This is a genomic window from Paenibacillus caui, assembly GCF_019904135.1.
In the GTDB taxonomy this organism is placed as follows: Bacteria; Bacillota; Bacilli; order Paenibacillales; family Paenibacillaceae; genus Fontibacillus; species Fontibacillus caui.
This window is the reverse complement of record NZ_JAIOGQ010000013.1, coordinates 40,956-63,696: the sequence shown is the minus strand read 5'-3', so window position 1 is coordinate 63,696 and position 22,741 is coordinate 40,956. Positions and strand designations below refer to the sequence as shown.

The window sequence follows — 22,741 nt, the reverse complement described above, 5'->3', positions numbered from 1 at the left end:
AATCGTAACTACCGAATGCTTAACACCAGTGGAGTTGACACGTTGACGGGCTGGTTACCGTCCAACCCCTCTATCCCATAAGCCGTAGCGTTTGGGACTACTTTTCGTAAAATGTTCGCCGCACCGTTCACATCTGCATGGATTAACCCTTGCAGGCTTTGATATAAGCCGCGTTTGATCCGCTTTCCTGAGAACGCCCATGTCTTCCCTTCTTCATATCCGGGCAACGGGTCGTGATCCAGAAAGCTGGCTTTGGATGTGAAAGCTTCTTCCGTCAACTGCACTTGAATGCCCTGTTCAGCGGCTTTATAGCGGATCATCGAAATCAACAGGTGATGAGGGATGTGGCAAAAGGTCTGGTTGTTTCGCTTCCCCATGTCGGATCGCTGTTTCCATCCCCGGTTTTGTCCGATGATGATCATACCGACGTTCTGTCCGGCAGCCAGCTGCACGATATTGTAACTCGCCTTGTGGAACAGGTCTTTGATTTTACGATGGCGGATTCGGTGCATCCGCTCTATTCGCCTGGAGGTATGCTGTCCTTCTTTCGGCTGTTTGCCATGACGGAGGATGCCCATGTAATGGGCCTTCATCTTGTTGTAGTACTGATTGATCGCCTTGATGTGTTTGCCCTTCACCAACACGGGTCTTGAACCGGTAGTGGTGACGATGGTTGCAAGATTATGAACGCCAAGATCGATCGCCATGCAGCTCCCATGATCCAACGTTTTCGTTTCAATCGTACATGCAAAGATCAATTCCACGACGTATTGCCCATACCTCGGAACAACCCGAACCTGTTTCAGCTTTCCTTCGGTGTATCCCAGCTTACCGATATTTAGCTGCTGTTTGGTTTTCGGGAGCTTGAGGAACTTCCTATCCCGGATGACACAATCCTGATTTGTGAACTGGATTTCCTTCTCCTTGGCACGACAGTAAGATGGAATGCCGGGCCTTCCATTGTACTTTTCCGGGTGCTGACGATAATCCTTGATACTCGCATAGAAGGATTTCCAATTTTGCAGGACGCTCTTCATCACCCATTGGCTGCTTTGTGCCGGAAGCGCCCGGTAATCCGGTTGTTCCATGACCTTAAATAAACCGTCCAAGAAATGATAGTCTACGAAAGGCTTCTCTTCGGACGGCAGGTCGAAACGATTAAAGCGAACTTCTTTACGCTCATCTACGGGTTTGAGCTGCTCCTTCGCGACTCTCGACTGATAAGCTTGGAGCTGTCTTTCATTCATGACCCCGATGTATCGATTCAGCGTGTCCAGCACCTCTTGCTGCAACGGTTGGAGGGGCTTCTCCTGCCGGAAAGCCGTGAAAACTTGACGGATGTAAAAGTTGGTCGTGTTAAATAAATGCTTGGATTCCTGACACATCCGCTCAAAGTAGGGGAATAAGCGGTGACCTTTTTTGATTTCAATTTGCAACGTTTTGTATGCCATCGTAGATATGGTTTCACCCCTTTTATACAAACATACGTTCTGTTTTATTTTAACATAATGGGGTCTTCACAGAGAAGGATTTCTGACTGAATGACGAGCAAGTCACCGATTCACCGCCCCCTTAGCTCCTAGCCTCGCTTGAAGAGGGCGTCCTCTCGATTGATATGATAGATTGGACCTATAATGTATCCCTTGCACCTTTGCCCAAATTATGGTATACAGAATGAACTAAAGCATTCTTTTTTTCTTTCGTTTGTTTAATCGCCCTGTAATCCAGTGTAAAAATAATCATGCACCATTTTATGGCCGAAGCAAACTGCGGCTAGGATTAATCTATCTTTTAAATAAAGAAGCGAAACACGGGAGGACCTATGAGCGAAGAAGAAAATATAATGCCACCAAAGCATGCACCGGTCCAGCGTGGCCGGTTTGCCAGACTCAAAAGGCTGAAGGAAGAGCAGATCATGAAATGGCAGCCTGTCAAAATCCAGCTCGCCCATCACTGGATCGAAAACGAAAAGACGCAAATGGGTCGAAAAATGACACGGGGAGCCGTTCATTTTTGCAACTTCGGGGAAAATATCGGCTGCGAGCAGAACGAGGAGCGTCCAGTTGTCATTATTTCCAATAATACGGTAAATTCGACCTCGGGCAATGTGCTTGTCATTCCACTCACCAAAAATTTGAAATCAAAAACAAATTTCAAAACCGGACAAGCCGTACTGACTAAGGATGGCCTGCCGGTGCCCAGATTTCAAAGCCATTATTTTCTGTTTAAACATAAGTATGAATTTCTGGCCTTTGACTCCGCCGCCAAAACCGAGGAAACCACCTCAGTCAGCAAAGTACGTCTGAAGGAGCATTTGGGCAATCTGGATGAAGAGGATATTAACCGGATTGAAAACCGTGTCAAATGGACGTTTGGACTATAAAAAAAGCGCAGAATATGGTTGACAATAACCAACGAAAAGGTTAGTATTATGCCAAGAAGTGTTTTCGTCTAGCAAAACTTATATGTCATCCACCCTGTCGTGGATAAATTCACACGTTATACGTGTCTTGAGTCTGAATTAGGAGCCTAGTGCTCCTTTTTCCATTTACTTCATCTTTTTTTTCATGTGATTAGGAATAAAATTCCTGTTTGAAGATAGGATTATAATATGTCGCTCACCGGGTCGTGGGCAAAGTCACCCCGCCAACTTGTATGACGGGGATTATTTGTGCCCAAATGCCAGAACGTTCCGCTTTGAACAAGAGCTCCATGTTTTTCATTTACCCGTCTGCACCGATCTTTAATCAGTTTTCTCTCGTCTTTCTATTTTAACAATGGCGTGTACCCGTCAGGCTTCTATAGAGCGTATTGCCCCGCTCCTTCTCTCCCCCTTCTGAAGGATTTGGCCGGTGCTTGGCCCGCTTGATCTCGTACATCTTCCGGTCCGCTTCCGCAAACAGTTCATCTACCTTGCCTAGTGAACACTCCGTATAGGCATAGCCGATCGACATCCCAAGCGTAACTCCGGAAACGCTTTGGGCATTTGCTGCAGCCTCCTTCATCCGATGAATCAGTTCCGCCCCCTCCTCCTCGGACATGCCCGTGATCAAAATGGTGAACTCGTCTCCACCGATTCGGCTGATGACGACCCGGTCCGAAGCGAAGCTTTTAAGCAGTTCTGCGGCTTCCTTGATGTAAATGTCCCCCATTTTGTGACCGAGCGTGTCGTTGATTCGCTTCAGATTGTTCATATCGCAGATCGCAAGCGACAGTGAAACAGGTTCCTGTTTATTGAGCCGTTCCATCTGTTCTTCAAAGAATTCGCGGCTTCTTAGTCCAGTCATCGCATCATGGGAGATTCGGTATTTCAGCATTTCCTGCACCTCCACCTTATGATGAATGTTGCGAAGAATCCCTTGAATGGCTACAAGTCTTCCCTTCAAGTAGATAGGAGTCAAATAATCTTCAAACCAAGTATACTCCCCCTCACCCAGCTTCAGCCGACAGACCAAGGGCTCATTAAAATTAAAGCTTTTATGAAAACGGCTTATGTATTGTTGTAATCTTCCGGATGCAGTAAGGAGAAGAGCAGCTCCGGTTGTTTGTAAGCTTTTTTTCCTATTTCCGGTCCGAGTATACTCTCAAGCGGGGGACAAGCAAAAAAAATGCGAAGGTCAGGATGTAATTCCAAAATATATACCAGATCGTTGGATTTTTCAGGGAATTGTAATGTTGTAAAAAAGCGCCCTATTATACCTACTGTTTTTGTTGGATTTTGTCTTGTGAAAAAGAATATTGTCGAAAGTATAACGATTCCGGCAAATACACAACCGCCTATGAAGTTTAAAATGAACATTTCATCTCACCTTCTTACTTAAATGTCTTTCTGTATCCTGGGAAAATTCATCCTTGAGCATGTGTATGTATAATTCTTCCTACATATTATTCGTGAACAGTTTCAAAATTCCTAGCGCCAAGTCTAAAAAAATAAGAAAAAAGTCCTACCCTCTATAAACTAAACAACCGACAAGAAACAGGCTTCTTGTCGGTTAATCATTACGGACTATTTAAATTTCTTCCAATCCTGACTGCTGTTATTCAGCAAATATTCGAAGTCGTTCTCTAACCGTTTCCGCTCCTTCCTGCGGGCTTCTTCAGCCTGCTCCCTAAGTTCCTCCTTGCGTTTCTCTTCCGCCTGCTTCATTTCCGCCGCCTGCTCCTTCAGCTTGCCGACGATCTCCGGATTCAGTAAATCCTTAAGTGTCGCAGGCTTGTCCTGCAGGCTCTTTTGCTCCTGGCCTTTTCTCTTCGCCATTCTATTCACCTCGCCTAGGTAACGGTATTGTCTTCAGTCCTTAATCACAAGCCCTTTCGTCTCTTTACCCAGGAACAGGACGGCTGCGGCACCCGCCAGTACGGTAATAAAAAACATAGTGAATATCGCAGCGATCGGTACGTCCTGTTCCCTCATGTAGCCGACAAGCAAGGGGCCGATCACTCCCCCGATCCGCCCGAACGAAGTAGCCATGCCGACGCCCGTTGTCCGAAGCTTGGTCGGATACAATTCCGGGCTGTATGCATACATAGCGCCCCATGCGCCGAGGTTGAAGAAAGACAGGCAAATTCCCGCCGATAGAAGCGAAGCTTCCGTCTCTGCCAATCCGAACCATAAAGCGCTGAACGCGGTCATCACCAGGTAAATCACGAGCACAAATTTTCGGCCCAATTTTTCAATAAAATACGCGGCCGTGAAGTAGCCGGGAAGCTGTGCCAATGTCATTATAAGCACGTATTCGAAGCTGCGGACCATACTGTATCCTTTGGCTGCGATAACCGTAGGGAGCCACAGAAACATCCCGTAATAGGAAAAGACGACCGTAAACCACAGGATCCACAGCATCGCCGACGAACGCCAAGCTTCCCTGGACCAGATTTGGGCAAACCGTTCCCCGAATGGCAGCCTGGTCTCGGGTTTGCGGATCAGGTACTGCGGGGAGTCCTCGATCGCTCTGCGCAGGTAAATAGCGTACAGCGCCGGGAGGGCTCCTATTATAAATGCCGCCTGCCAGCCGTATTTCGGAATGACAAAGTATGCAACGAGAGCGGCAGCAATCCAGCCGACGGCCCAGAAGCTTTCGAGCAGCACAACGGCTCTCCCCCGGTCCTTGACCGGAACGGACTCCGATACAAGCGTTGAGGCAACCGGCAGCTCGCCGCCAAGACCGAAGCCAACAATGAAACGCAGCAAGCACAATACGGCAAAGGTTGCCGCCAGCGCCGAAAGTCCGCTTGCCACCGAGAAGATAACCAGGGTCCACAGCAGAATGGCTTTCCGGCCGAAACGATCGGCTAGGGTGCCGGCAAGCGCTGCGCCAAATACCATTCCAATCGCATTAATGCTTGTGAGAACGCCGACCTGTGAAGATGAGAGAGACCATTTTTTGGCCAGGTCAGCCACAACGAATGAAAGCAGTCCGACATCCATTGCATCAAAAAGCCAGCTGAGGCCTGCGCTGAGCATCAGCTTGCGCTGCTTGGGCTGCCGGAACAAATCTATACTGCCCATATGAATCCTCCTATCCGGGAATTTGCTTAAGCCTTCCCTAGGACAAGCCGGGAAGACGCCTTAATCTGGATTCCAAGCGATTACTATAATACTGCAGATTGCCCGCAAACTCCATGTTTTGAGGACAATATTTGAGGACAAAAAACGAATTGGATTCCCTATTGCCGCTTCATCCGTCCCCCTGCCAAACGGCTTTCAGCCCGATGTCTGCCGGCTGGAAGCAGCCGTCCAAGCAAAAATACGGTTAGGAAGAGCAGCATTACAAAGGATGCCCAGCGGTACATAACGGCATAGCTGGAATGGGAAGCTATTGCGCCAAGCAGCATAGATCCGGCAGCTACGCCGAAGTCGATCGAGTTATAATACAGACTGTTCACTGCCCCATGGCGCTCAGCCGGACTTTCCTGCAGCATCCAGGCCTGGGTAACCGGTTGAATCGCGCCGAAGCCAAGTCCGTACAGCATGGCGGAGACGATCAGCAGAGCAAGCCCGTTAACATATGAGAGCAGCAGCAGGCTGGCAAACACAATGAGGCCTGCGGGGATCAGAACTGCTGCAGGTCCTCTTTGGTCGAACACGCGGCCGGAAACCGGACGGATGATCAGCACGGTAATCGCATTGAAAAGGAAGAACAGGCCGATTTGATCCAGATGAATGGCTTTGCCGTACAAAGCGAGAAAACCGAGCAGACCGCCATAAGTCACCGACAGCATGGCGTTCAAGAAGGCCGGCATGGCAATGCGCTTATTGATATAGCGCGGAGGTTTCTCTTCACCGGGCACAGGCGCATGGCGGCGCATAGCCGGAGTCGGCTGCGGAGGAATGCTCCGGCTTAAAGCCAGCATCGGGATGATCAGCAGGACGGATAAGGTGCCTGCAGCCGTCAGAGGTCTGAAGCCGAAGCTGTTAATAATGGACAGGCCGATCATAGGTCCAAATGACATGGCCAGGCTTGTAGACAGACCGAAATAGCCGATCCCTACGCCCAGGCGATCCTTTGGTATGATCTGCGATACGAGCGTCGGCATAATCGTGCTCGACATCCCGAATCCAATGCCGAACAGCACCCGAAGCAGCAGCACTGCTTGGATGGAACCTGCAAAGGAATAAAGCGCTGTAGCCACGGTAGCCAGAATAACGCCTGTAAACAGAACCACGTTCCGGTGCACTCTCTTCAGAACCGGAACAACGGCGAGTCTGGTAACGATAGCGGACAGGGCAAACAGGCTGGTAACCAGACTCAATGCGAAATCACCGGGATGAAACTTATCTTTTACATAAGTTGGAAAAGGCGAAAGCAGCATTTGCAGACTTAAAAACAGCAGCAGGTAGCTTAGAGTAATCATAATAAACGACTTGCTCCACAGCTTTTCGGAGGTCTGACTGCCTATGATAACCACTCCTTGTCTCTCTATCTAAAACATTTATAAATGAAAATTATTCGATCAATTTGTCCGCATTTCCGATAATCCGCTGCAGCAGGTTCACAAAGAGGGCATAGTCCTCTTCGCTGATGCCTTGACTCACTGCGGACATCGTCGCTCTCTCTATAGGCTCGATCTGCCGAACCTTATCCCGGCCGGCCTCAGTAATATAAACCCGGAAGGAACGTCTGTCGGTGGAGCCCTCCACTTTCCGGATCATCCCCTTCTCTTCCAGGGCGACAAGAATGCGTGTCGTAGTTGGCTTATCCTTGCCGGCACGCTGCCCGATCTCCCGCTGGATCATTCCATCCTGTTCACCGGTCCTGTACAACACGGCCCATTGCTCGGGAGTCAGGTTGTGATCCTTCAACTGCTGCTGAAATAGCTGTGAAACTTTCCGGTAGGCTACACCAAGCTTAAATCCAAGCGACTGGTCGAGGCTGTTATGCAAAATAATGGCTTCCTCCTCATTTAGTTGTCATAACAACTATATGGAACTCGTGTATCCCTGTCAATAAAAAAAATGCGCTCACGGACCGGATCATCCATGAACGCAAAGGAATTATTGTAAATTACAAACTGCCAAATGTATCGGTAAGCACAGGAACGATCTGCGATTTACGGGAGACGACTCCCTTAAGTACAGCCTTGTTGTCCTGAAGGCTTACGTTGTAGGCTTTTTCAACCGCGGAAGCCTTGCTTCCAAGCGCTACGCCGACGGAATCATTATTCAGAATGTCCGTGACGACAAACAGGAACAAATCCAGTCCCTTTTTCGAAATGATTTCGGACAGGGCAGCCTCAAGTTCATCCTGACGGCTGAGCACATCATTGACGTCTACTGCGTTAACCTGAGCGATCTCGACTTTGGAACCGCCCATTTGGAATTCCTTGGCATCGAGAGTGACGAGCTCGGCAATCGTTTTTTGGCTAAGATCGGCTCCGGCCTTCAGCATGTCCAGTCCGTAAGCATCCGCATCCACGCCGGCGATTTCAGCCAGTTCGCGGGCTGCGGCCACATCTTCCTCCGTGCAGGTCGGGGATTTGAACAGCAAGGAATCGGAGATGATCGCCGACAGCATGAGCCCCGCAATGTTGGCCGGAATTTCGATGCCATTCTCCTTGTAGAGCTTTTTCAGAATTGTAGCTGTGCAGCCAACCGGCTCTGCCCGGTAATAAAGCGGTCCGCTTGTCTCAAAATTGGCGATCCGGTGGTGGTCGATAACCTCGATAACCCGCACCTTCTCGATATCGGAAGCGCTTTGTTGGCGCTCGTTATGGTCAACCAGAATGACTTCTTTCGCTTCTTCGGCTACGGCTTCTACAAGACGCGGAGCTTCGGTTTCAAAACGGTCCAGCGCAAACTGGGTTTCTCCGTTGACGGAACCGAGACGTACCGCCTCGACCTCTACACCAAGCTCTTTTTTCAAATGCGCATAGGCAATTGCCGAACAAATTGTATCCGTATCCGGATTCTTATGACCAAAGATCAATACTTTTCCCATGTCACTGCTCCTTTTATTTCGACTTTTTGGCGAGACAAGTATAACCTATCTCGTGATTTACTATCAAGATTATACCCGAAATAATAGCTTATTCCTATCCTATTAATAGGAATAAGCCTTTCCTTTGAAGCTCTAAATATTCAATCTTTCTCTTAAAGCTGTAATATGGGCAATATGATGATTGCCATGCCAGGCATAGAAACCCAGGTTATAGTCCAGGCTGATGGATTGACCGGATTCGGGATGATAAAACTGCTTTTTAAAGTCAACTTCATTTAACGAGTTCAGCAGTATGACCCATCTTGTGTGCAAGGCTTCGAGCAGCTTGATCGAAATTTGGATGTCGCCGGTCAAGGCGTCCGAAAGATTGGCCCAACGGTCTTCAAAATAAGGTTTTATAGCCGGTTTCTCTTCCGTGAGAGCCAGTTTGAACCGGGTATAACTGTTGATGTGACTATCCGCCAAATGATGCACAACCTTCCTTACGGTCCATCCTCCCTCCCGATACGGAAGGTCCAGCTGTTCTTCGCTTAATCCTTGTACAGCTTCTTTCAATTTCCCAGGAAATTCGCTAATTTCAGCAATCCACTTCTCTCTCTGGGCTGCCGGGATTTCACCCTCGAACTCGAACTTGCCAATAGGGTACCTAATGTCCATAAAGAGGATTCTCCTTTTGCGCCTGGTCTTCCAGGTTTTTGCGGTTTACGGGCTTTGCAAGTTAGCATAATTTATATCTCTATGTCCGTCAATCCACCGTCCTCCTGTATCTATCCGAATATGATTTTCGTTATTATAGATAGTAAGCCTATGCTTCCGAAGCAAGTTTTGTTGCGAAGTTGATCATGGGAGCTTATGCTTCACAAAACTATGCCTATGCTTCCGAAGCAAGTTTTGTTGCGAAGTTGGTCATGGGAGCTTATGCTTCACAAAACTTTTAGGAGGAACGGTATGAAGGTATTGGTACTCGGCGGTACCCGTTTTTTTGGCAAAAGATTGGTGGAACTGCTCATTGAAGCAGGCGATCAGGTCACGATCGCTACACGCGGCCTGACAGCGGATTCGTTTGGGGATCGCGTAACCCGGGTAAAGGCGGACCGGCAGGTGCGGGAAGATTTGGAGGACTTGGTGAAGCACGGGCCATGGGACATCATTTACGATAATATCTGCTATGCCTCGCAGGATGCACAGGATGCGGCCGATCTGTTCGCCGGCTTCACTAAAAATATATTCTCACCTCCTCTTTATCCGTCTATAAAGAAGGGAGCGATCAGCGCAAGGAGGATGAAGTGGATACGCTGCATTACCCGGTAACCTTGGGCAGACGCGAGCAGTTCAGCTACGATGAAGGCAAACGCCAGGCTGAAGCTGTGCTGCTGCAGCAGGCGTCTTTCCCTGTGGCGGCGGTAAGATTCCCATTTGTTGTCGGGGAAGATGATTACACGGAGCGCCTCCTGTTTCATGTAAGGAAGGCGGCAGCGGGCAAAGCGGTACAGGCCTTTAATCCCGACGCGCGCATCTCGTTTATCTCGTCTCAGGAAGCGGCGCAGTTTCTGTTCTGGCTTGGCCGGCAGAGCCTGTCGGGGCCGGTAAACGCCTGCTCCAAGGGGGCCCTGTCCCTGCAGGAGATCATGAACATCATAGAACGGGCGACCGGCAAACGGACGGAGATTGAACACATAAGTCCGGGGAAGGAAACGGATCCTTTCCGCCTTACCCCTTATGCCGTTCAAGCTTCTTACGGCATGAACACCGATAAGGCTGAAGCCGCCGGCTTCACATTCTCCCGTACGGAAGACTGGTTCCCGGGCTTGATTCAAAGCTTCGCAGCGGTACATATTACGAAAGAATAAAGGAGCAGATGTTGCTTCTTTGTCTTGTACGATATAGGGGCTTCCCGGCTGTATGGACGGGAAGCCCCTGTTCACTTTAAAAGCAGCCGTTAGCTGAACTGCGGCAGCCAATCTCCATGCGCTTCAATCAAATCATCGCAAAGGCTGACAATATCGTCGATCGACAATTCAGCCGAGGTGTGCGGATCGAGCAGGGCCGCATGGTAAATGTGCTCTTTCTTCCGCGTGCGGGCCGCTTCCAGCGTAAGCAGCTGTGTGTTGATGTTGGTCCGGTTCAAGGCCGCGCACTGCGGCGGCAGATCGCCGATATAGGTTGGATTAACGCCGCTTCCGTCCACCAGGCATGGAACCTCCACACAGGCCTCCTTGGGCAGGTTCGTAATGAGCCCTTTGTTCATTACGTTTCCCCCGATTTTGAACGGTACGTTGGTTTCGATCGCTTCCATAATAAACGAAGCATATTCTTTGGACCTTTTGTGCTGCAGGTCCTTGTTGTTTACCAGATCATTTTTCATTGTTTTCCATTTGTTGATCTGGTTTACACAGCGTCTTGGATATTCATCAAGCGGAATGTTGAAGCGTTCGATCAATTCCGGATAATTCTTTTTGATGAAATAGGGATGATATTCCGCATTGTGCTCCGATGATTCCGTTATGTAATACCCGAATTTAAGCATCATTTCCAATCTCACCATATCATGATGCTTCTCCTTCTGTTTCTCTCTGGCGCGGCGTTTAATTTCCGGATACAGGTCCACGCCTTCACGGGTTACTTCAAGCAGCCAGGCCATATGGTTGATCCCCGCGATCCTCCCCGTAACGCCTGTAGGGTCCATCCCTACGTGCAAAAACAGATCCCGTATGCAGACCTGAACGCTGTGGCACAAGCCGACTGTTTCAATCCCGCCGTATGTATTCATCCAGTTCGTAAGTACGGCCATCGGGTTCGTATAATTCAGGAACAGGGCATTCGGACAAACTTCATGCATGTCGCGGGCTATGCCTTCAAGGACCGGGATCGTTCTGAGGTTGCGGAAGATCCCGCCAATTCCTACCGTATCGGCAATCGTCTGACGCAACCCGTATTTCTTCGGAATTTCAAAATCCGTAATCGTACAGGGATCATATCCTCCGACCTGAATGGCGTTGATGACATAATCCGCCCCCTGTAGAGCCTCCCTCCGGTCCGCGTATGATTTTATAGTACACCTGCTTCGGGCATTCTCTTTAATATTCCGCAGCATTTGCTCCGATTCCTGAAGGCGCTGCATATCAATATCGAACAAAGCCAGCTCAAAGTCTTGCAAAGCAGGGGTAAGCATGCAATCGCCGAGCACATTTTTCGCAAAAACCGTACTTCCTGCACCGATAAAAGTAATCCTGGGCATACCAGTAATCCTCCCTTGGTTAATCCTTAGTGATTTGTCGAAGACGCTTTTAATATAACGCAAAGGGAAGTTGGAAAATATAGATACTTGCTACACCAATATGGAGATTTGTAGTATTCTTAAATCAGCTTGCCGTACATTTTCCAAGGAGAGCCGGTGCTATTAACGATGAGCTTTCTTAAAATGATTCGTAATCCTGCGGCTGCGTCAAGCAGCGAGATTACCGTGCTGTTCTGCGGAGAACAGCAAACTCCGCCCGGGCACAAATATGTTCAGGTTCATCTGGATCATGTGCTTGTGCACTTTGTCCTTTCGGGGCGTGGACGCTTCATGCCCTCCGGGAAAGCATATGATTTAAATCCGGGCGACAGCTTTTTTATTTTCCCGGGCGAGGTATCCGGATATATTTCCGATGATGAGCAGCCCTGGAAATATCAATGGGTTGCGCTCAAAGGGGGTTATGTGCTGCGCTTCCTGAAGGAAATAGGCATCACTCCGGAATCCCCCATCTCCAGCACCGCCCGCCCCGAGAGGCTAATCAGGCTGTATCGCAGCATTTACCGGACGTTCGAGCAAAACCAGGTTTCCTGTGATATGGAGGCAGGAGGAACAGCACGTCTGCTGCTTGCCCGTTATATGGAGGATCAGCAGCTTCTCAGTCCCTCCATCGCTTCCATGGATACCGAGATCAAACAGCAAATCAACCAGATGGCCGGCTGGATCAACACCAGATACATGGAGCCGCTTTCGATTGAGGATATGTCCCGGCAGCTCGGCTATCACCGCACCTATCTGACCCGGATGTTCAGGGAGCAGCTCGGCATGTCCCCCATGCAGTATCTGACCTCTGTTCGCCTGGAAAGGGCCGCCGTCCTGCTGAGAAGCTCGTATCCGCTGACTATAGAAGAAGTCGGCCACTCGGTAGGCTATAGGGACGCCCTGTATTTCTCCAAGCTGTTCAAGCAGAAGTTTGGTACGGCGCCTTCAGCATACCGGATGCGGAGGATGGAATAACATGATTAATAGCAAAAAACGGCCGCTCCCCGTTAGGCTGGCAGGGAGCGGCCGTACATAAGAAGTCTGCTTTAGCCGGTCTTATCTTACCTTCAATCCATCATTCCATACTTTCGTTCCGGAGCACCATATGGATGTGGTCTTCCCACACCCCATTGATCTTCAAATATTTGAACGCAAGCCCTTCTTCGTAAAAACCCAGCTTTCGAACTGTCCGAAAGGAAGCTTCATTGCGCGGCATAATATTAGCCTCGATTCTGTGCAAGCCCAGCTCATTGAAGGCATACCCGGTCACAGCACCTAAGGCTTCTGTCATATAGCCTTTATTCCGTTCACTTTGATCCAGCTTGTAGCCCAAATGACAGGATTCAAAGACGCCTTTCACAATATTGCTGAGCGCGGCGGAGCCGATCAGCCGGCTGTTCTCCCCGCAGGTATAGATCCACACCTTGAACAATTGGCCGTCGTCCATTTTCCGAGCCTCATCCTGCAGAAGCCGCTTTTGGGTTTCAAGCGTGTAATAGGACAAATCCCTCCGGGGTTCCCAAGGTTCAAGAAATTCCTTGTTCCGTTTGATGTATTCCAGCACCTCCGGGGCTGCGGTCTCCGTAACACTCTTCAGAATCAGCCGTTCTGTTTCTATTGTTATATTCATGTTTAATCCTCCGTGCTATCTTAAACGTGATGATCCAAAAAGGCATGCCGCTTGTATTTGGCGAGAAGCTGCACAAGACAAACGTCAACGATCAGCAGCAGCGCGCCGATAACCAGAAGCGCAAGCGGACTTAACAAGAGCATCCCGGTCGCCTGACTGACAACAAGGCCGAGTACCGGCAGTACAGCAAGTCCCCCTAGCTGGTACGCTTCCTGGAACCCTTTGACCTTGGCGGAAATCAATACGTTAATCAAAATAACAAATAAGCTGACAGCCGGCACCACGACCAGCATCAACAAGATCCAGCTTGCATTCGGAAAGATGAGCCGGCCAAACATCGGATAAGCTACTACATCAACTATGATACCGTACATAATAATAGCTCCCGCTGTCAAAAGAAGCGACGGCACAAAAGCGGCCAATATTTTTCCAAGAAACAGTTCTTTCATCGTAATCGGCGTATAAAGCAGCCCTTCTAGCGTTTTGCGCTCTTTTTCTCCAGCGAAACTGTTGGCTGTAATAATGCTGGACGACATAATCGGAATAAGTAAAAATAACGGCGCGAACAAATACAGACTGAGAAAATAGACGAGCTGGTGGTTTTCGGAAGGCATCGATCCAAAGTCCGGCTTCCCACTGGAATTGGAGATCGACTGCAGCATCTGCACCAGTTTACCCAAGCTGCTCATGGCGGACAAATCGGCCAGCCGCGCCCAGGTAAGCAGAACACCCGGAAACACAATACCGAAGAGCACCGGCACGACAAGCATGGGCAGCCATAGCTGAACACTGGCGCGCAGCGCGTACACATCTTTTTTGGCAATCGTCCAAACCGCTTTTTTATCCAGCATGGCTATTCCTCCTGATTTGAAAATAAATGCTTTCCAGATCGGCGTTTCGCGTCTGGGCTCCGTACAGTTCCCCGGCACTCGCTAACCGCCGCAGCAGCTCCGCCATCTGTTCGCGGTCCGGTACCGTGAATCGAAAGCGGTCATCGTCCAGCCTGACGGGATGGAACTCGGCGAAGCTCTCCAGCGGCTCTCCGAGCGCCGCCTCCACCTCAACCGTCCGTTCGCGAATATATTTCCGTTCCAGCTCTTTCCTTGTGCCTTCCTCGATTTTGGTTCCTTTCTCCAGAAAAAGATAACGGGTACACACCCCTTCAAGCTGGCTGAGCACGTGGGAGCAGATTAGAATCGTCGTCCGCTCGTGCTGGTTGAGCGCTTTAATATGATCCAGCACCTGCTTCGTTCCGTCGGGGTCAAGTCCGTTGGTAGGCTCATCCAGCAGCAGGACGGCCGGACGGTGGAGCAGCACCTTGGCCAGACCAAGCCTTTTTTTCATCCCCGTACTGTACGTTCCGACGCTGCGCTCTACAAAAGAACGAAGCTCCAGCAAGTCAATCAGCTCCTCGATGCGCCCGGGATCACTGACATGATACAAATCGGCAAAAAAACGCAGGTTTGCCCGCCCGCTCATATGTTCATACAGTCCCGTATGCTCCGTAAGCGTTCCGCATAAAGCCCGCACACGCTCCCCTTGCCGTATCGGGTCCATCCCTTGCACCCTCACCTGGCCCGATGTCGGAGCAAGCAGGCCGTTCAGCAGCCGGATAATCGTTGTTTTGCCGGCGCCGTTCGGTCCTAACAGACCGACGATCTCCCCTTTGTCGATCCGCATATCCAGCTCTCTCACTGCACGGTTACTGCCGAACGCTTTGGTCAATTGCTGTGTGTCAATCATAGAACCTCTCCTTAAAGCAGAAATAAATGGTGACTTTAGTAGCTGTCTCGCTCTTTCTTGTCAGGGCGGTTATTCCGCCATTTACCTGTTAGACGTGCCAGAGAGCCGAATCGTTCAATACTGCTTAGCCAATTTTTGCAGCGCGCCATAAAAAAGGCCGCCCCTTTCGTCATCTTTGATGACTTTTGGGACAGCCCAGTTATTATTGTGCAGAAGCCAGCTCTTTCAGAACAGCCAGATCTTCCTCATCCAGTTCCGCTAAAGGACCGGCTTTAATCAGGTCTGAGAACTTTTCATCAGGCACCATGGTTGTGAGACAGTACATGCGAGTATTCCCCGTGTTGATAATATCATGGTGGTTGCCCGGCGGTATGACTATGAAAGATCCCTGCCGAATCGGAGTCTCATATTCACTGCCTACTTTGGCTATTCCTTCGCCTTTTAATACGTAAAAATATTCGTAGGCTTCGCGGTGTTCATTTGACGGGGTTCTGCCACCCACATCAAAAATTTCCAAAAATGAAGTGAACGACACCTGCTCCCTGTCAAACAGCAACACGAATTTATTCGTATCCTTCGCCGAAATTTTGTGTACGGGGTAATCTTCGAAGTTGCCCGCTATCAAACCTGGAATATGAACCATAGACATTAAACCTCGCTTTTTATATGATTGATAATCCGATAAAACTCATCCTTCAGTTTCATTCTGACGGGCAGGCGCTTTAGCCAATTCGCTCACAAGCCAATTGGAGTCAGCCACAAACCCGTAGCACTGCTTGATATTGTAAATGGTTGCTTCGGTGCAGTATGCCGGGGAGCTTGTTGCCGAGCAGTCCTCCAACAGTATGCAGTCGTACCCCAGACAGCCTGCGTCCTGCAGCGTATGCATCACGCATTGATCTAAATTAACTCCCGCAAACAGCACAGTCTGAATATCCAGATTTCTTAAAATACTATCCAGCGGCGTATCCCAGAATCCGCTCATGCGATATTTATCTACATAGATATCATCGGGTTTTGTATCCAAACCATCTACAATCGCCGCTCCCCAGCTGCCTTTCTCCAGCACCTTGGAGCCATTTCCCGGAAGATGGTCACCGATGCCGGTTCCCCTTCCATCCGAATTGTAAACGTGAAGGACGGAAGGAGGCACGTTCATACGGTCCTCCCGGTTCCCCCAATTCACCCAGATCACAGGAACATCCGCTTTACGCAATTCGGGCAGCAGGCGGTTCAACCGGCTGACCGGATTCATTAGCGGCGACGTATCGACGCCGATCGAATCCAGCCACCCTCCAGGCGTGCAGAAATCATTCTGCATATCTACGACAATGATTGCTGTACGCTCCAGATCAAAGATCACTTCCTGCGGCTGTGCCGGAAGAGTTACGGAGCGGCTCGGCTTACGGATGCGCCGAACATCCGCAAGCGTTCCGGATACCTGCCAATAACTTTTGCGATTCCCAAGTTTAAACATAAGCTTACCTCATTTTCTCGAAATCCTGATTTCAGCCGGCCCCATGTACTTGCATACACTGATGTTATGGCTTGGCTAGAAATTCAGTTCTAAATGCTTCTTTTACGTCCTGCTTCTTCGTCAAGCTGCCGCTTTCGATCATTTGATCCATCAAGGTGTTCCAACGTTCTTCCGTCATATAACCGATTCCACTGGCCTTAGTCTCTTCATTGATAATGAATGGTTTCTCTTGCTCAGCCTCGTAATTCATCGCTTCTACGGTCATATCCGGGTTATAGGTCTGAATGAGCGGATTGACGGTTTTGTAATTATCGAGGTAATAGCTCCAGCCTTGCTGGCTCGCCTGCACGACGGCCTTCACGATATCAGGATTTTTTTTCAAATAATCTTCAGTGGTAAAGAGCACATCCGCATAATTTGCATAACCGGAATCGGCAATTTTCAGATAATCTACGTCAACCCCCTGTTTGGAAAGCGCATAGGGTTCATTCGTGATATACCCCTGATTCAGCGAATTCGGATTATTGATAAAGTTTACAAGCTGTCCGTTGTACTTCATTTCATTTACTTCATTCAATTTGTACTTGCTCTTGATAAATTCCCAGTACGGCACGCCTGTACCAATATAAACGGTTTTGCCATTCAGATCGGAGAAATCGCCGATTTTCTGGCCTTTATGATAAATCAATACTTGCGGAGTGCTTTGAAAGCCTGCAAGAATGCCGACTACAGGAATCCCTTGTTCCCTTGCTTTTAAAATTTCATCGGCATAGGAAATACCGAAATCAGCCTTGCCAGCTGCGACAAGCTGCAAACCTGAGACCTCAGGTCCTCCGGGCTGAATCGTCATATCAATTCCCTTATCCTTATAATAGTTCTGCTGCAATGCCGCGAAGTAGCCGCCGTCTTCACCTTTTGCGTACCAGCCTTCAATCAGCCTCACTTTCTTCAGGTCGGCGCTTTTTTCTCCGCCTTCAGCTGAAGAGGAACCCTTATTGGAAGCATTATTGGAGCAAGCGCTCATCAGCATCAAGACCAACGCAGCGCCTGCCAACAGCCACTTTTTGGAACTTGGCTTGAATAAATGATTGAACATGTAGACCCTCTCCTCGCTGTGAATGTGTTCCTTAAAATTTTTTCAATCATAATTCTTCAAATCTTTGTTGTAAATATAGTTAACGCAGTTTTGGCTCAAGACCTAAGCGATAGCCTTTTCAATTGTATAAAAAACAAAATTATCGCATTTTGATGTAAAGTTATATGACATTCAGGTGGGATTAGGATTGCAGGCTTCTGCCGGAAAGCTTTATAATTTTTAAAAGCTTAAGACTGCGATTAGGCCGCAAATCAGGCTTATGCCATGCAGCGGGCGTAAGCGCCCATGCCAAATAAAGGGGAATTTCACATGCGCTTAACCGTTGAAGATGCTTTAAAGATCTATCCGTTATCTAAGGGAAAACTGGTGGCCGGCAAAGACGGAATCTCACGCATCATCAGTTCCATCAATCTTATGGATGCGCCGGATGTAATCAATTGGATGAAGGAAGGCGAACTGCTGCTGACCACAGCTTATGCCATCAAGGATTCACCTGAGGAGTTTGTGACTTTGCTGCAAAAGCTGAATGAACGAGGATCATCGGGACTTGGCATTAAGCTTGGACGATATTGGAGGGAAATACCGGAAATCGTGTTGCTTGAGGCTGACCGTTTGCAGATTCCACTGATCGAACTGCCTTTCGAGTTTACATTCTCCGAGCAGATCACGGCGCTTTTCCAGTCTGAATTCCAGCGTGACACCCGCAGGCTTAATGAGCTGCTTGAAACACAGAAAAAACTGGTGGACTTTGCAATGAGGGCGAATGAATATACCAACTATTTTCAGGGTGTTGCCGACATTTTAGGCCTTCCCCTTGCCGTAGTCAGATCGGACGGGCAGATTTTGTATAATGCAACCGGGTGTTCGCAGCAGGAACTGCTGACGGGTTGGCCTTGGCAGCCGGACAATCAATTATCCAAAACAGCCGACAAGCTGCTATACCGGATTCCACTGCTGAAAAATGGCAAATTGTACGGTTATCTGATGCTGCAAACGGACTATTTCAATGATGTTCATGATATGGAGGGTATTTTTCACCAGGCTGCCGTTATCTTGTCCTTTCACCTGGAGGTCATTCAGAATCAGGAGGCTTTCGCAGTAAGCAGTAAGCTCGGCATCATCATGGAGCGTTACTTGAAGGGGAGTACATCCTGGGAGCGGGTCCGTGAGTTTGCAGAAGCGCTCAGCAGCAAATTTTGGAATTCCCCTTATCTATTTATGATTTCTTCGGTTAGGGAAAACTCCGAAAATACGGAACAACAAGGGCGAGAATTACGGGAAATTCAAAACAGGTTGCGCGAGCATCCGAATACGGCGTCTATTGAATCCTATCATTTTTATATGATGAACAGGCTGTGCTCCCTCATCTCTATTCGGGAAGAGGAGGCCAGAGATAGCATCCGGTGTGAGCAAGTTGCCCGCCTATACGCAGACTTGATGTACTCCTGGGGCGAACCCAAAACCTCAAATACCAGTTATGCCAGCAAAGTCCGGATCGGAGTAGAAGAGTTTATTGAGAGTCTGCGGGAGTGTGTCGAAGCCGAAAGAATTAGTACAGAACTCGGTTTTGACCGGCCTGTCATTATGTTTGCCGATATCGAGTTCACTTACTTGTTCCGGCATATTCCCGAGGAAGTCATGAGCAATTATTGCGCTTACTTGTTCCGTCCTCTGATGGAGAGGGATGAAGAGTATGCGGGGGAAATGATGCGTACGCTTGAATCGTATTTTTCCAACTGCGGTCAGATTAATGAAATAGCCAGAGAACTGTTCATTCACCGCAACACTGTGTTTTATCGGCTGGAGAAAATCTCGGCGATTTTGAATCTGGACTTAAAAAACACGGATGACATGCTGAAACTAAAGATGGCATTTATGTTCAAGCATTTGATGTCGGTAGACAGATCGAAATAATGCTCGATGCCTTTTTATAATTGTAAAAGGAGAAAGTCCAAGCAACCTAAACGGGGCATTTCAGGTGGTTTAGGTTGCTAATCTGCTTTCCCTGACATACTTACTTAAATGCTGCTCAAGAAGCTCTGCATTCCGTTCTATAGCCGGTTCAATCCTCACAGCCTCGTAATCGCGAATCACTCCGTTCTCGTACTCACAATGATGATCATACACACGGTCATCGTTCAATATAGCGTCCAGTGTCCTCGGGATATTGGCAGCGACGCCCTGATTGCTCTCATGCAATATCCAGCCAATTTCCTTCCAGTCCAGAATCCCTTCGTCCGTCTTGACCGGTGTCTGAAAAACAAAGTCATCCGCCACTTCCGCCAAATAGGTGTACATGCCCCCGACTTCGGCGCCATCTACGCTCCACGTTATTAATCCTTTGAAGTGCAAGGTATAGTCCTCTATGCCCGTCTCTTCAGACATTTCCCGGACCATCGACTGACGCGATGTCTCGCCTTGTTCCAGCTTCCCGCCTATGCCGTTCCAGCATCCCATCCAGCTGGCCCGTTCCCGGTTAAGCAGCAAAAGCTGACCGCCTCGCTTGATAAAACAAATATTGTATTTGATCATGTCATGAGCCCCTCCCCGATCCTTTCATACCCACTTAAAAAATTTCTTCTCCACCATCGGAACCTTGTTCATTTTAGCCCAATGGGCCAACTCTTTCATAGCCTCGTCTTCGTCTTCCGCAAATTTGAACCCGAGCTTCATGGGCACGATTCTTCGGCCCTTCGGCCGGATGCCGATCAGCCGTCTTGCCAATCCGTTGATCAGAATTTCGTCCAATTCGGATGCCTCCAAGGTCCTTCCGTTTACCGTAATCGAGGTTCTGCCAAGCAGAAGCTCTGTCGGCTTCTTTACCACCTTTACCAAGGCCAAAATCAACATCCAGATGCAATACAACAGAACAAGGGCGAAAATATAAAACAGGAGATCCCCGTCACTTGCGTAGGTCCGGCGAAGGAGGTTGCCGACAACGATAACTGCGATCAGCATCACAACAACCGACTCCACTCCGGTGGCGCTTTTAATTCTGAATTTTTGCTCCGCGTGCTTCATAAAACTCTCCATTTCTTTAATCAGCTTGAAATATTCACCTATTATTATACAAGCATTCCGGTTTGGATGTTAGCCTTGTTTCTTTTCCGGATCCGTACATGAGCCTACGTGCTGTTTCCCGGCAAAAATAAATGAGGGCCGCACGGGCCCTCATTTTGTATGTCTATGAATGAAAATCAAGCCACTGCGGACTCAAGAATGAACGGCTTCCAGCGGAGCCACCCGGCCATAGGACGACTTGGCTCCTTGTACGGGAGCGGCCCACAATATGGCGTTCGAAATGACATGGAGAATTTCCGGTTGATGGTACACAGGGAATTCCTCATGCCCCGGTCTGAAATAAAAGATGTTCCCTTTGCCTCTTTTGTAGCAGCAGCCGCTGCGGAACACCTCTCCGCCTTCAAACCAGGAGATGAAGACCAGCTCATCCGGAGCCGGTATCTCGAACCGTTCCCCGTACATTTCTTCCTTTGGAATCTCGATATATTCACCCAGTCCGTTTGCGATAGGATGGCCGGGCTCAATGACCCAAATCCGCTCCTTCTCGCCATCATCGCGCCACTTCAAAATGCCAGTGTTCGTTCCCATCAGCTTCTGGAATATTTTCGATGCGTGTCCGGAATGGAGGACGATCAGTCCCATCCCATCCAGCACCCTCGCACGTACTCTTTCCACAATCTCATCCTGCACTTCGCCATGAGCCAGATGTCCCCACCAGATCAGCACATCCGTGTTGTTCAGCGTTTCTTCGGTCAGGCCGTGTTCCGGTTCATCGAGGACAGCCGTCTTGATTTCAAAGCTTTCATTGCCTGCCAAATGACCCGCAATTGCCATGTGAATGCCTTCAGGGTAAATGCCTTTCACTTTCTCGTTGTGTCTTTCGTGCCGGAATTCGTTCCATATCGTGACTTTGATTTTGCTCATGATCCATATCCTCCGTCATCTGATTTCGGTCTGCTGGCCGACTTAAGTCTATTCTCATGCTGCCATCTGGAATACCTATCCCAGTATAGGATGTGTTAGAATGAACTGGAATGTTCGATAGATACTCTTTTTGTACAAAAACGACTTTTAAATAATCACAGGGGGCTTTGGCCGTGCTGATCGTAAACATGCATTTTACACCCAATATCAAGCTGATGGGTTTTGTATCCTACCCCCACCCATGGCTTCACTTCAAAAGAAACGTCAATGAATACATCCTTTATTTCATTAAGAGCGGAGAGCTTCACATCCAGGAGAACGGAATCCCTTACGTATTGAAAAAAGGCGACCTGCTGCTGCTTGAGCCCAATCTCGATCACAGCGGCATCCAGGAGCACATTTGCGATTACTACTATATCCATTTTGAGCATTCCGATATTCAGAACGTAAAGACCGAAGATCCTCTAAGCGTGGCCCAGCGTTATCTGATTGAACAGGAACCGGAACAGCCCAGGGAGGACAGCCAAGCCTGCTATTTTCCCAAAACCTGCACCTTGTCCAAAAAAGGATTCCATCAGGCTCTCCACAGCATGAACGAGATGCTGCAGCTGTACAAACGCAAAAACTTCAACCGCATGTTAACCGCTTTAAAGTTTTCCGAGTTTCTGATTGACGTATCCCGCGACCATTTCCTGAGCGAACTGCAGGAGCCCGGAAACAGCCGCACCAAATCTTATATTAAGGTGCATGATCTGCTGGATTATATTCATGAGCATTACCCGAGCAAAATTACAAGCGCCGAAATTGAGCAGCAATTTGAATGCAATTACGATTACATCAACCGCGTGTTTACCAGGCTGACCGGGGATCCGATCATGCGTTATGTAAACAAAGTCCGCATCAACCATGCCCGGGAGCTGATCGAAGCGACCCATTTGAGCTTTTATGAAATCGGGTATTTGACGGGACTGAACGATCCGTTCTATTTCAGCAAAGTATTCAAAAAATACGTGGGCATGTCTCCAAAGCAGTATTACAAGACGATCAGGGAGGATCACTAAGGAGATTCATGCTTGAAAAAAATATCCAACTGTATATAATCATACATATACAGTATATACTGAAGTTACACATG

Annotated in this window: 25 protein-coding genes; 6 read left to right on the top strand and 19 right to left on the bottom strand. The window is 48.7% G+C overall.

Annotation, left to right across the window (positions count from 1 at the left end; genetic code table 11):
* Nucleotides 1–8 precede the first annotated feature (8 nt).
* Complete coding sequence (locus K7397_RS09695; RefSeq protein WP_223067749.1) at nucleotides 9–1,451, bottom strand: RNA-guided endonuclease InsQ/TnpB family protein; 1,443 nt, start codon at nucleotides 1,449–1,451, stop codon at nucleotides 9–11.
* Nucleotides 1,452–1,843: 392 nt separating this feature from the next.
* Between K7397_RS09695 and K7397_RS09690 the strand changes: the two genes are divergently transcribed.
* Nucleotides 1,844–2,383 carry a type II toxin-antitoxin system PemK/MazF family toxin gene (locus K7397_RS09690; protein ID WP_223067748.1) on the top strand — a complete coding sequence of 180 codons (540 nt, stop codon included), beginning with the start codon at nucleotides 1,844–1,846 and terminating at the stop codon, nucleotides 2,381–2,383.
* Nucleotides 2,384–2,771: 388 nt separating this feature from the next.
* On the opposite strand, the gene K7397_RS09685 is transcribed toward K7397_RS09690, so the two are convergent.
* The 8 genes from K7397_RS09685 to K7397_RS09650 form a co-directional block, all read right to left on the bottom strand.
* On the bottom strand, nucleotides 2,772–3,317 hold the full coding sequence (locus K7397_RS09685) for a GGDEF domain-containing protein (protein ID WP_223067747.1): 546 nt from the start codon (nucleotides 3,315–3,317) through the stop codon (nucleotides 2,772–2,774).
* Between the two features lie 173 nt (nucleotides 3,318–3,490).
* Nucleotides 3,491–3,799, bottom strand: a complete 309-nt coding sequence (locus K7397_RS09680; protein WP_223067746.1) for a hypothetical protein — start codon at nucleotides 3,797–3,799, stop codon at nucleotides 3,491–3,493.
* Nucleotides 3,800–4,006: 207 nt separating this feature from the next.
* Complete coding sequence (locus tag K7397_RS09675; RefSeq protein ID WP_223067745.1) at nucleotides 4,007–4,258, bottom strand: YqkE family protein; 252 nt, start codon at nucleotides 4,256–4,258, stop codon at nucleotides 4,007–4,009.
* 33 nt (nucleotides 4,259–4,291) lie between these two features.
* Nucleotides 4,292–5,509, bottom strand: a complete 1,218-nt coding sequence (locus tag K7397_RS09670; RefSeq protein ID WP_223067744.1) for an MFS transporter — start codon at nucleotides 5,507–5,509, stop codon at nucleotides 4,292–4,294.
* 158 nt (nucleotides 5,510–5,667) lie between these two features.
* Nucleotides 5,668–6,903: an MFS transporter gene (locus K7397_RS09665; RefSeq protein WP_420488771.1), complete on the bottom strand. Its 1,236-nt coding sequence runs from the start codon at nucleotides 6,901–6,903 to the stop codon at nucleotides 5,668–5,670.
* A gap of 43 nt (nucleotides 6,904–6,946) precedes the next feature.
* Nucleotides 6,947–7,384 (bottom strand): MarR family winged helix-turn-helix transcriptional regulator, encoded by a 438-nt coding sequence (locus tag K7397_RS09660; RefSeq protein ID WP_237690814.1) that lies wholly within the window; start codon nucleotides 7,382–7,384, stop codon nucleotides 6,947–6,949.
* 121 nt (nucleotides 7,385–7,505) lie between these two features.
* Nucleotides 7,506–8,438 carry a manganese-dependent inorganic pyrophosphatase gene (locus K7397_RS09655; protein ID WP_223067743.1) on the bottom strand — a complete coding sequence of 311 codons (933 nt, stop codon included), beginning with the start codon at nucleotides 8,436–8,438 and terminating at the stop codon, nucleotides 7,506–7,508.
* A gap of 132 nt (nucleotides 8,439–8,570) precedes the next feature.
* Complete coding sequence (locus K7397_RS09650; protein WP_237690813.1) at nucleotides 8,571–9,095, bottom strand: YfiT family bacillithiol transferase; 525 nt, start codon at nucleotides 9,093–9,095, stop codon at nucleotides 8,571–8,573.
* A gap of 291 nt (nucleotides 9,096–9,386) precedes the next feature.
* Between K7397_RS09650 and K7397_RS21490 the strand changes: the two genes are divergently transcribed.
* Both K7397_RS21490 and K7397_RS21485 read left to right on the top strand, forming a co-directional pair.
* Entirely contained in the window at nucleotides 9,387–9,749 is a 363-nt protein-coding gene (locus K7397_RS21490; protein WP_237690812.1) for an NAD-dependent epimerase/dehydratase family protein, read from the top strand.
* The gene (locus K7397_RS21485; protein WP_237690811.1) at nucleotides 9,725–10,288 is read left to right on the top strand and encodes a Rossmann-fold NAD(P)-binding domain-containing protein; all 564 of its coding nucleotides are present in this window, start codon (nucleotides 9,725–9,727) and stop codon (nucleotides 10,286–10,288) included. Before K7397_RS21490 ends, K7397_RS21485 begins: the two co-directional genes overlap by 25 nt.
* Before the next feature lie 89 nt (nucleotides 10,289–10,377).
* On the opposite strand, the gene melA is transcribed toward K7397_RS21485, so the two are convergent.
* A complete protein-coding gene (gene melA, locus K7397_RS09640) occupies nucleotides 10,378–11,676 on the bottom strand; it encodes an alpha-glucosidase/alpha-galactosidase (protein ID WP_223067742.1) in 1,299 nt (432 codons plus the stop codon).
* Between the two features lie 168 nt (nucleotides 11,677–11,844).
* Between melA and K7397_RS09635 the strand changes: the two genes are divergently transcribed.
* On the top strand, nucleotides 11,845–12,690 hold the full coding sequence (locus K7397_RS09635) for an AraC family transcriptional regulator (RefSeq protein WP_223067741.1): 846 nt from the start codon (nucleotides 11,845–11,847) through the stop codon (nucleotides 12,688–12,690).
* Nucleotides 12,691–12,790: 100 nt separating this feature from the next.
* Here K7397_RS09635 and K7397_RS09630 read toward each other — a convergent pair whose 3' ends face one another.
* From K7397_RS09630 to K7397_RS09605, 6 genes are all read right to left on the bottom strand, one after another.
* Nucleotides 12,791–13,345 (bottom strand): GNAT family N-acetyltransferase, encoded by a 555-nt coding sequence (locus K7397_RS09630; protein WP_223067740.1) that lies wholly within the window; start codon nucleotides 13,343–13,345, stop codon nucleotides 12,791–12,793.
* A 20-nt stretch (nucleotides 13,346–13,365) separates the two neighbouring features.
* Nucleotides 13,366–14,196: an ABC transporter permease subunit gene (locus tag K7397_RS09625; protein ID WP_223067739.1), complete on the bottom strand. Its 831-nt coding sequence runs from the start codon at nucleotides 14,194–14,196 to the stop codon at nucleotides 13,366–13,368.
* Nucleotides 14,186–15,088, bottom strand: a complete 903-nt coding sequence (locus K7397_RS09620) for an ABC transporter ATP-binding protein (RefSeq protein WP_223067738.1) — start codon at nucleotides 15,086–15,088, stop codon at nucleotides 14,186–14,188. The genes K7397_RS09625 and K7397_RS09620 overlap by 11 nt, the downstream gene beginning before the upstream one ends.
* A 202-nt stretch (nucleotides 15,089–15,290) precedes the next feature.
* Complete coding sequence (locus K7397_RS09615) at nucleotides 15,291–15,731, bottom strand: cupin domain-containing protein (protein WP_223067737.1); 441 nt, start codon at nucleotides 15,729–15,731, stop codon at nucleotides 15,291–15,293.
* Between the two features lie 45 nt (nucleotides 15,732–15,776).
* Nucleotides 15,777–16,565, bottom strand: coding sequence for a cysteine hydrolase family protein (locus K7397_RS09610; RefSeq protein WP_223067736.1), 789 nt, complete (start codon nucleotides 16,563–16,565; stop codon nucleotides 15,777–15,779).
* Nucleotides 16,566–16,629: 64 nt separating this feature from the next.
* The gene (locus K7397_RS09605; RefSeq protein WP_223067735.1) at nucleotides 16,630–17,661 is read right to left on the bottom strand and encodes an ABC transporter substrate-binding protein; all 1,032 of its coding nucleotides are present in this window, start codon (nucleotides 17,659–17,661) and stop codon (nucleotides 16,630–16,632) included.
* A 309-nt stretch (nucleotides 17,662–17,970) separates the two neighbouring features.
* On the opposite strand from K7397_RS09605, the gene K7397_RS09600 reads away from it, so the two are divergent.
* A complete protein-coding gene (locus K7397_RS09600) occupies nucleotides 17,971–19,575 on the top strand; it encodes a PucR family transcriptional regulator (RefSeq protein WP_223067734.1) in 1,605 nt (534 codons plus the stop codon).
* Between the two features lie 69 nt (nucleotides 19,576–19,644).
* Here K7397_RS09600 and K7397_RS09595 read toward each other — a convergent pair whose 3' ends face one another.
* The 3 genes from K7397_RS09595 to K7397_RS09585 all read right to left on the bottom strand — a co-directional run bounded on the left by K7397_RS09595 (nucleotide 19,645) and on the right by K7397_RS09585 (nucleotide 21,606).
* Entirely contained in the window at nucleotides 19,645–20,193 is a 549-nt protein-coding gene (locus K7397_RS09595) for an NUDIX hydrolase (RefSeq protein ID WP_223067733.1), read from the bottom strand.
* A gap of 24 nt (nucleotides 20,194–20,217) precedes the next feature.
* Nucleotides 20,218–20,682: a hypothetical protein gene (locus K7397_RS09590; protein ID WP_223067732.1), complete on the bottom strand. Its 465-nt coding sequence runs from the start codon at nucleotides 20,680–20,682 to the stop codon at nucleotides 20,218–20,220.
* A gap of 192 nt (nucleotides 20,683–20,874) precedes the next feature.
* Nucleotides 20,875–21,606 carry a ThuA domain-containing protein gene (locus K7397_RS09585; RefSeq protein ID WP_223067731.1) on the bottom strand — a complete coding sequence of 244 codons (732 nt, stop codon included), beginning with the start codon at nucleotides 21,604–21,606 and terminating at the stop codon, nucleotides 20,875–20,877.
* 173 nt (nucleotides 21,607–21,779) lie between these two features.
* On the opposite strand from K7397_RS09585, the gene K7397_RS09580 reads away from it, so the two are divergent.
* Nucleotides 21,780–22,667, top strand: a complete 888-nt coding sequence (locus tag K7397_RS09580; protein WP_223067730.1) for an AraC family transcriptional regulator — start codon at nucleotides 21,780–21,782, stop codon at nucleotides 22,665–22,667.
* Nucleotides 22,668–22,741 lie beyond the last annotated feature (74 nt).

Excerpts from the sequence above, each read along its gene's own strand:
- K7397_RS09600 (WP_223067734.1), top strand. The coding sequence starts at position 17,971 with ATGCGCTTAACCGTTGAAGATGCTTTAAAGATCTATCCGTTATCTAAG.
- K7397_RS09675 (WP_223067745.1), bottom strand. The coding sequence starts at position 4,258 with ATGGCGAAGAGAAAAGGCCAGGAGCAAAAGAGCCTGCAGGACAAGCCT.
- K7397_RS09625 (WP_223067739.1), bottom strand. The coding sequence starts at position 14,196 with ATGCTGGATAAAAAAGCGGTTTGGACGATTGCCAAAAAAGATGTGTAC.
- K7397_RS09620 (WP_223067738.1), bottom strand. The coding sequence starts at position 15,088 with ATGATTGACACACAGCAATTGACCAAAGCGTTCGGCAGTAACCGTGCA.
- K7397_RS21490 (WP_237690812.1), top strand. The coding sequence starts at position 9,387 with ATGAAGGTATTGGTACTCGGCGGTACCCGTTTTTTTGGCAAAAGATTG.
- K7397_RS09615 (WP_223067737.1), bottom strand. The coding sequence starts at position 15,731 with ATGGTTCATATTCCAGGTTTGATAGCGGGCAACTTCGAAGATTACCCC.
- K7397_RS09595 (WP_223067733.1), bottom strand. The coding sequence starts at position 20,193 with ATGATCAAATACAATATTTGTTTTATCAAGCGAGGCGGTCAGCTTTTG.
- K7397_RS09635 (WP_223067741.1), top strand. The coding sequence starts at position 11,845 with ATGAGCTTTCTTAAAATGATTCGTAATCCTGCGGCTGCGTCAAGCAGC.
- K7397_RS09655 (WP_223067743.1), bottom strand. The coding sequence starts at position 8,438 with ATGGGAAAAGTATTGATCTTTGGTCATAAGAATCCGGATACGGATACA.
- K7397_RS09680 (WP_223067746.1), bottom strand. The coding sequence starts at position 3,799 with ATGTTCATTTTAAACTTCATAGGCGGTTGTGTATTTGCCGGAATCGTT.
- K7397_RS09695 (WP_223067749.1), bottom strand. The coding sequence starts at position 1,451 with ATGGCATACAAAACGTTGCAAATTGAAATCAAAAAAGGTCACCGCTTA.
- K7397_RS09670 (WP_223067744.1), bottom strand. The coding sequence starts at position 5,509 with ATGGGCAGTATAGATTTGTTCCGGCAGCCCAAGCAGCGCAAGCTGATG.
- K7397_RS09605 (WP_223067735.1), bottom strand. The coding sequence starts at position 17,661 with ATGTTCAATCATTTATTCAAGCCAAGTTCCAAAAAGTGGCTGTTGGCA.
- K7397_RS09690 (WP_223067748.1), top strand. The coding sequence starts at position 1,844 with ATGCCACCAAAGCATGCACCGGTCCAGCGTGGCCGGTTTGCCAGACTC.
- K7397_RS09590 (WP_223067732.1), bottom strand. The coding sequence starts at position 20,682 with ATGAAGCACGCGGAGCAAAAATTCAGAATTAAAAGCGCCACCGGAGTG.
- K7397_RS09585 (WP_223067731.1), bottom strand. The coding sequence starts at position 21,606 with ATGAGCAAAATCAAAGTCACGATATGGAACGAATTCCGGCACGAAAGA.
- K7397_RS09610 (WP_223067736.1), bottom strand. The coding sequence starts at position 16,565 with ATGTTTAAACTTGGGAATCGCAAAAGTTATTGGCAGGTATCCGGAACG.
- K7397_RS09685 (WP_223067747.1), bottom strand. The coding sequence starts at position 3,317 with ATGCTGAAATACCGAATCTCCCATGATGCGATGACTGGACTAAGAAGC.
- K7397_RS09650 (WP_237690813.1), bottom strand. The coding sequence starts at position 9,095 with ATGGACATTAGGTACCCTATTGGCAAGTTCGAGTTCGAGGGTGAAATC.
- K7397_RS09630 (WP_223067740.1), bottom strand. The coding sequence starts at position 13,345 with ATGAATATAACAATAGAAACAGAACGGCTGATTCTGAAGAGTGTTACG.
- melA (WP_223067742.1), bottom strand. The coding sequence starts at position 11,676 with ATGCCCAGGATTACTTTTATCGGTGCAGGAAGTACGGTTTTTGCGAAA.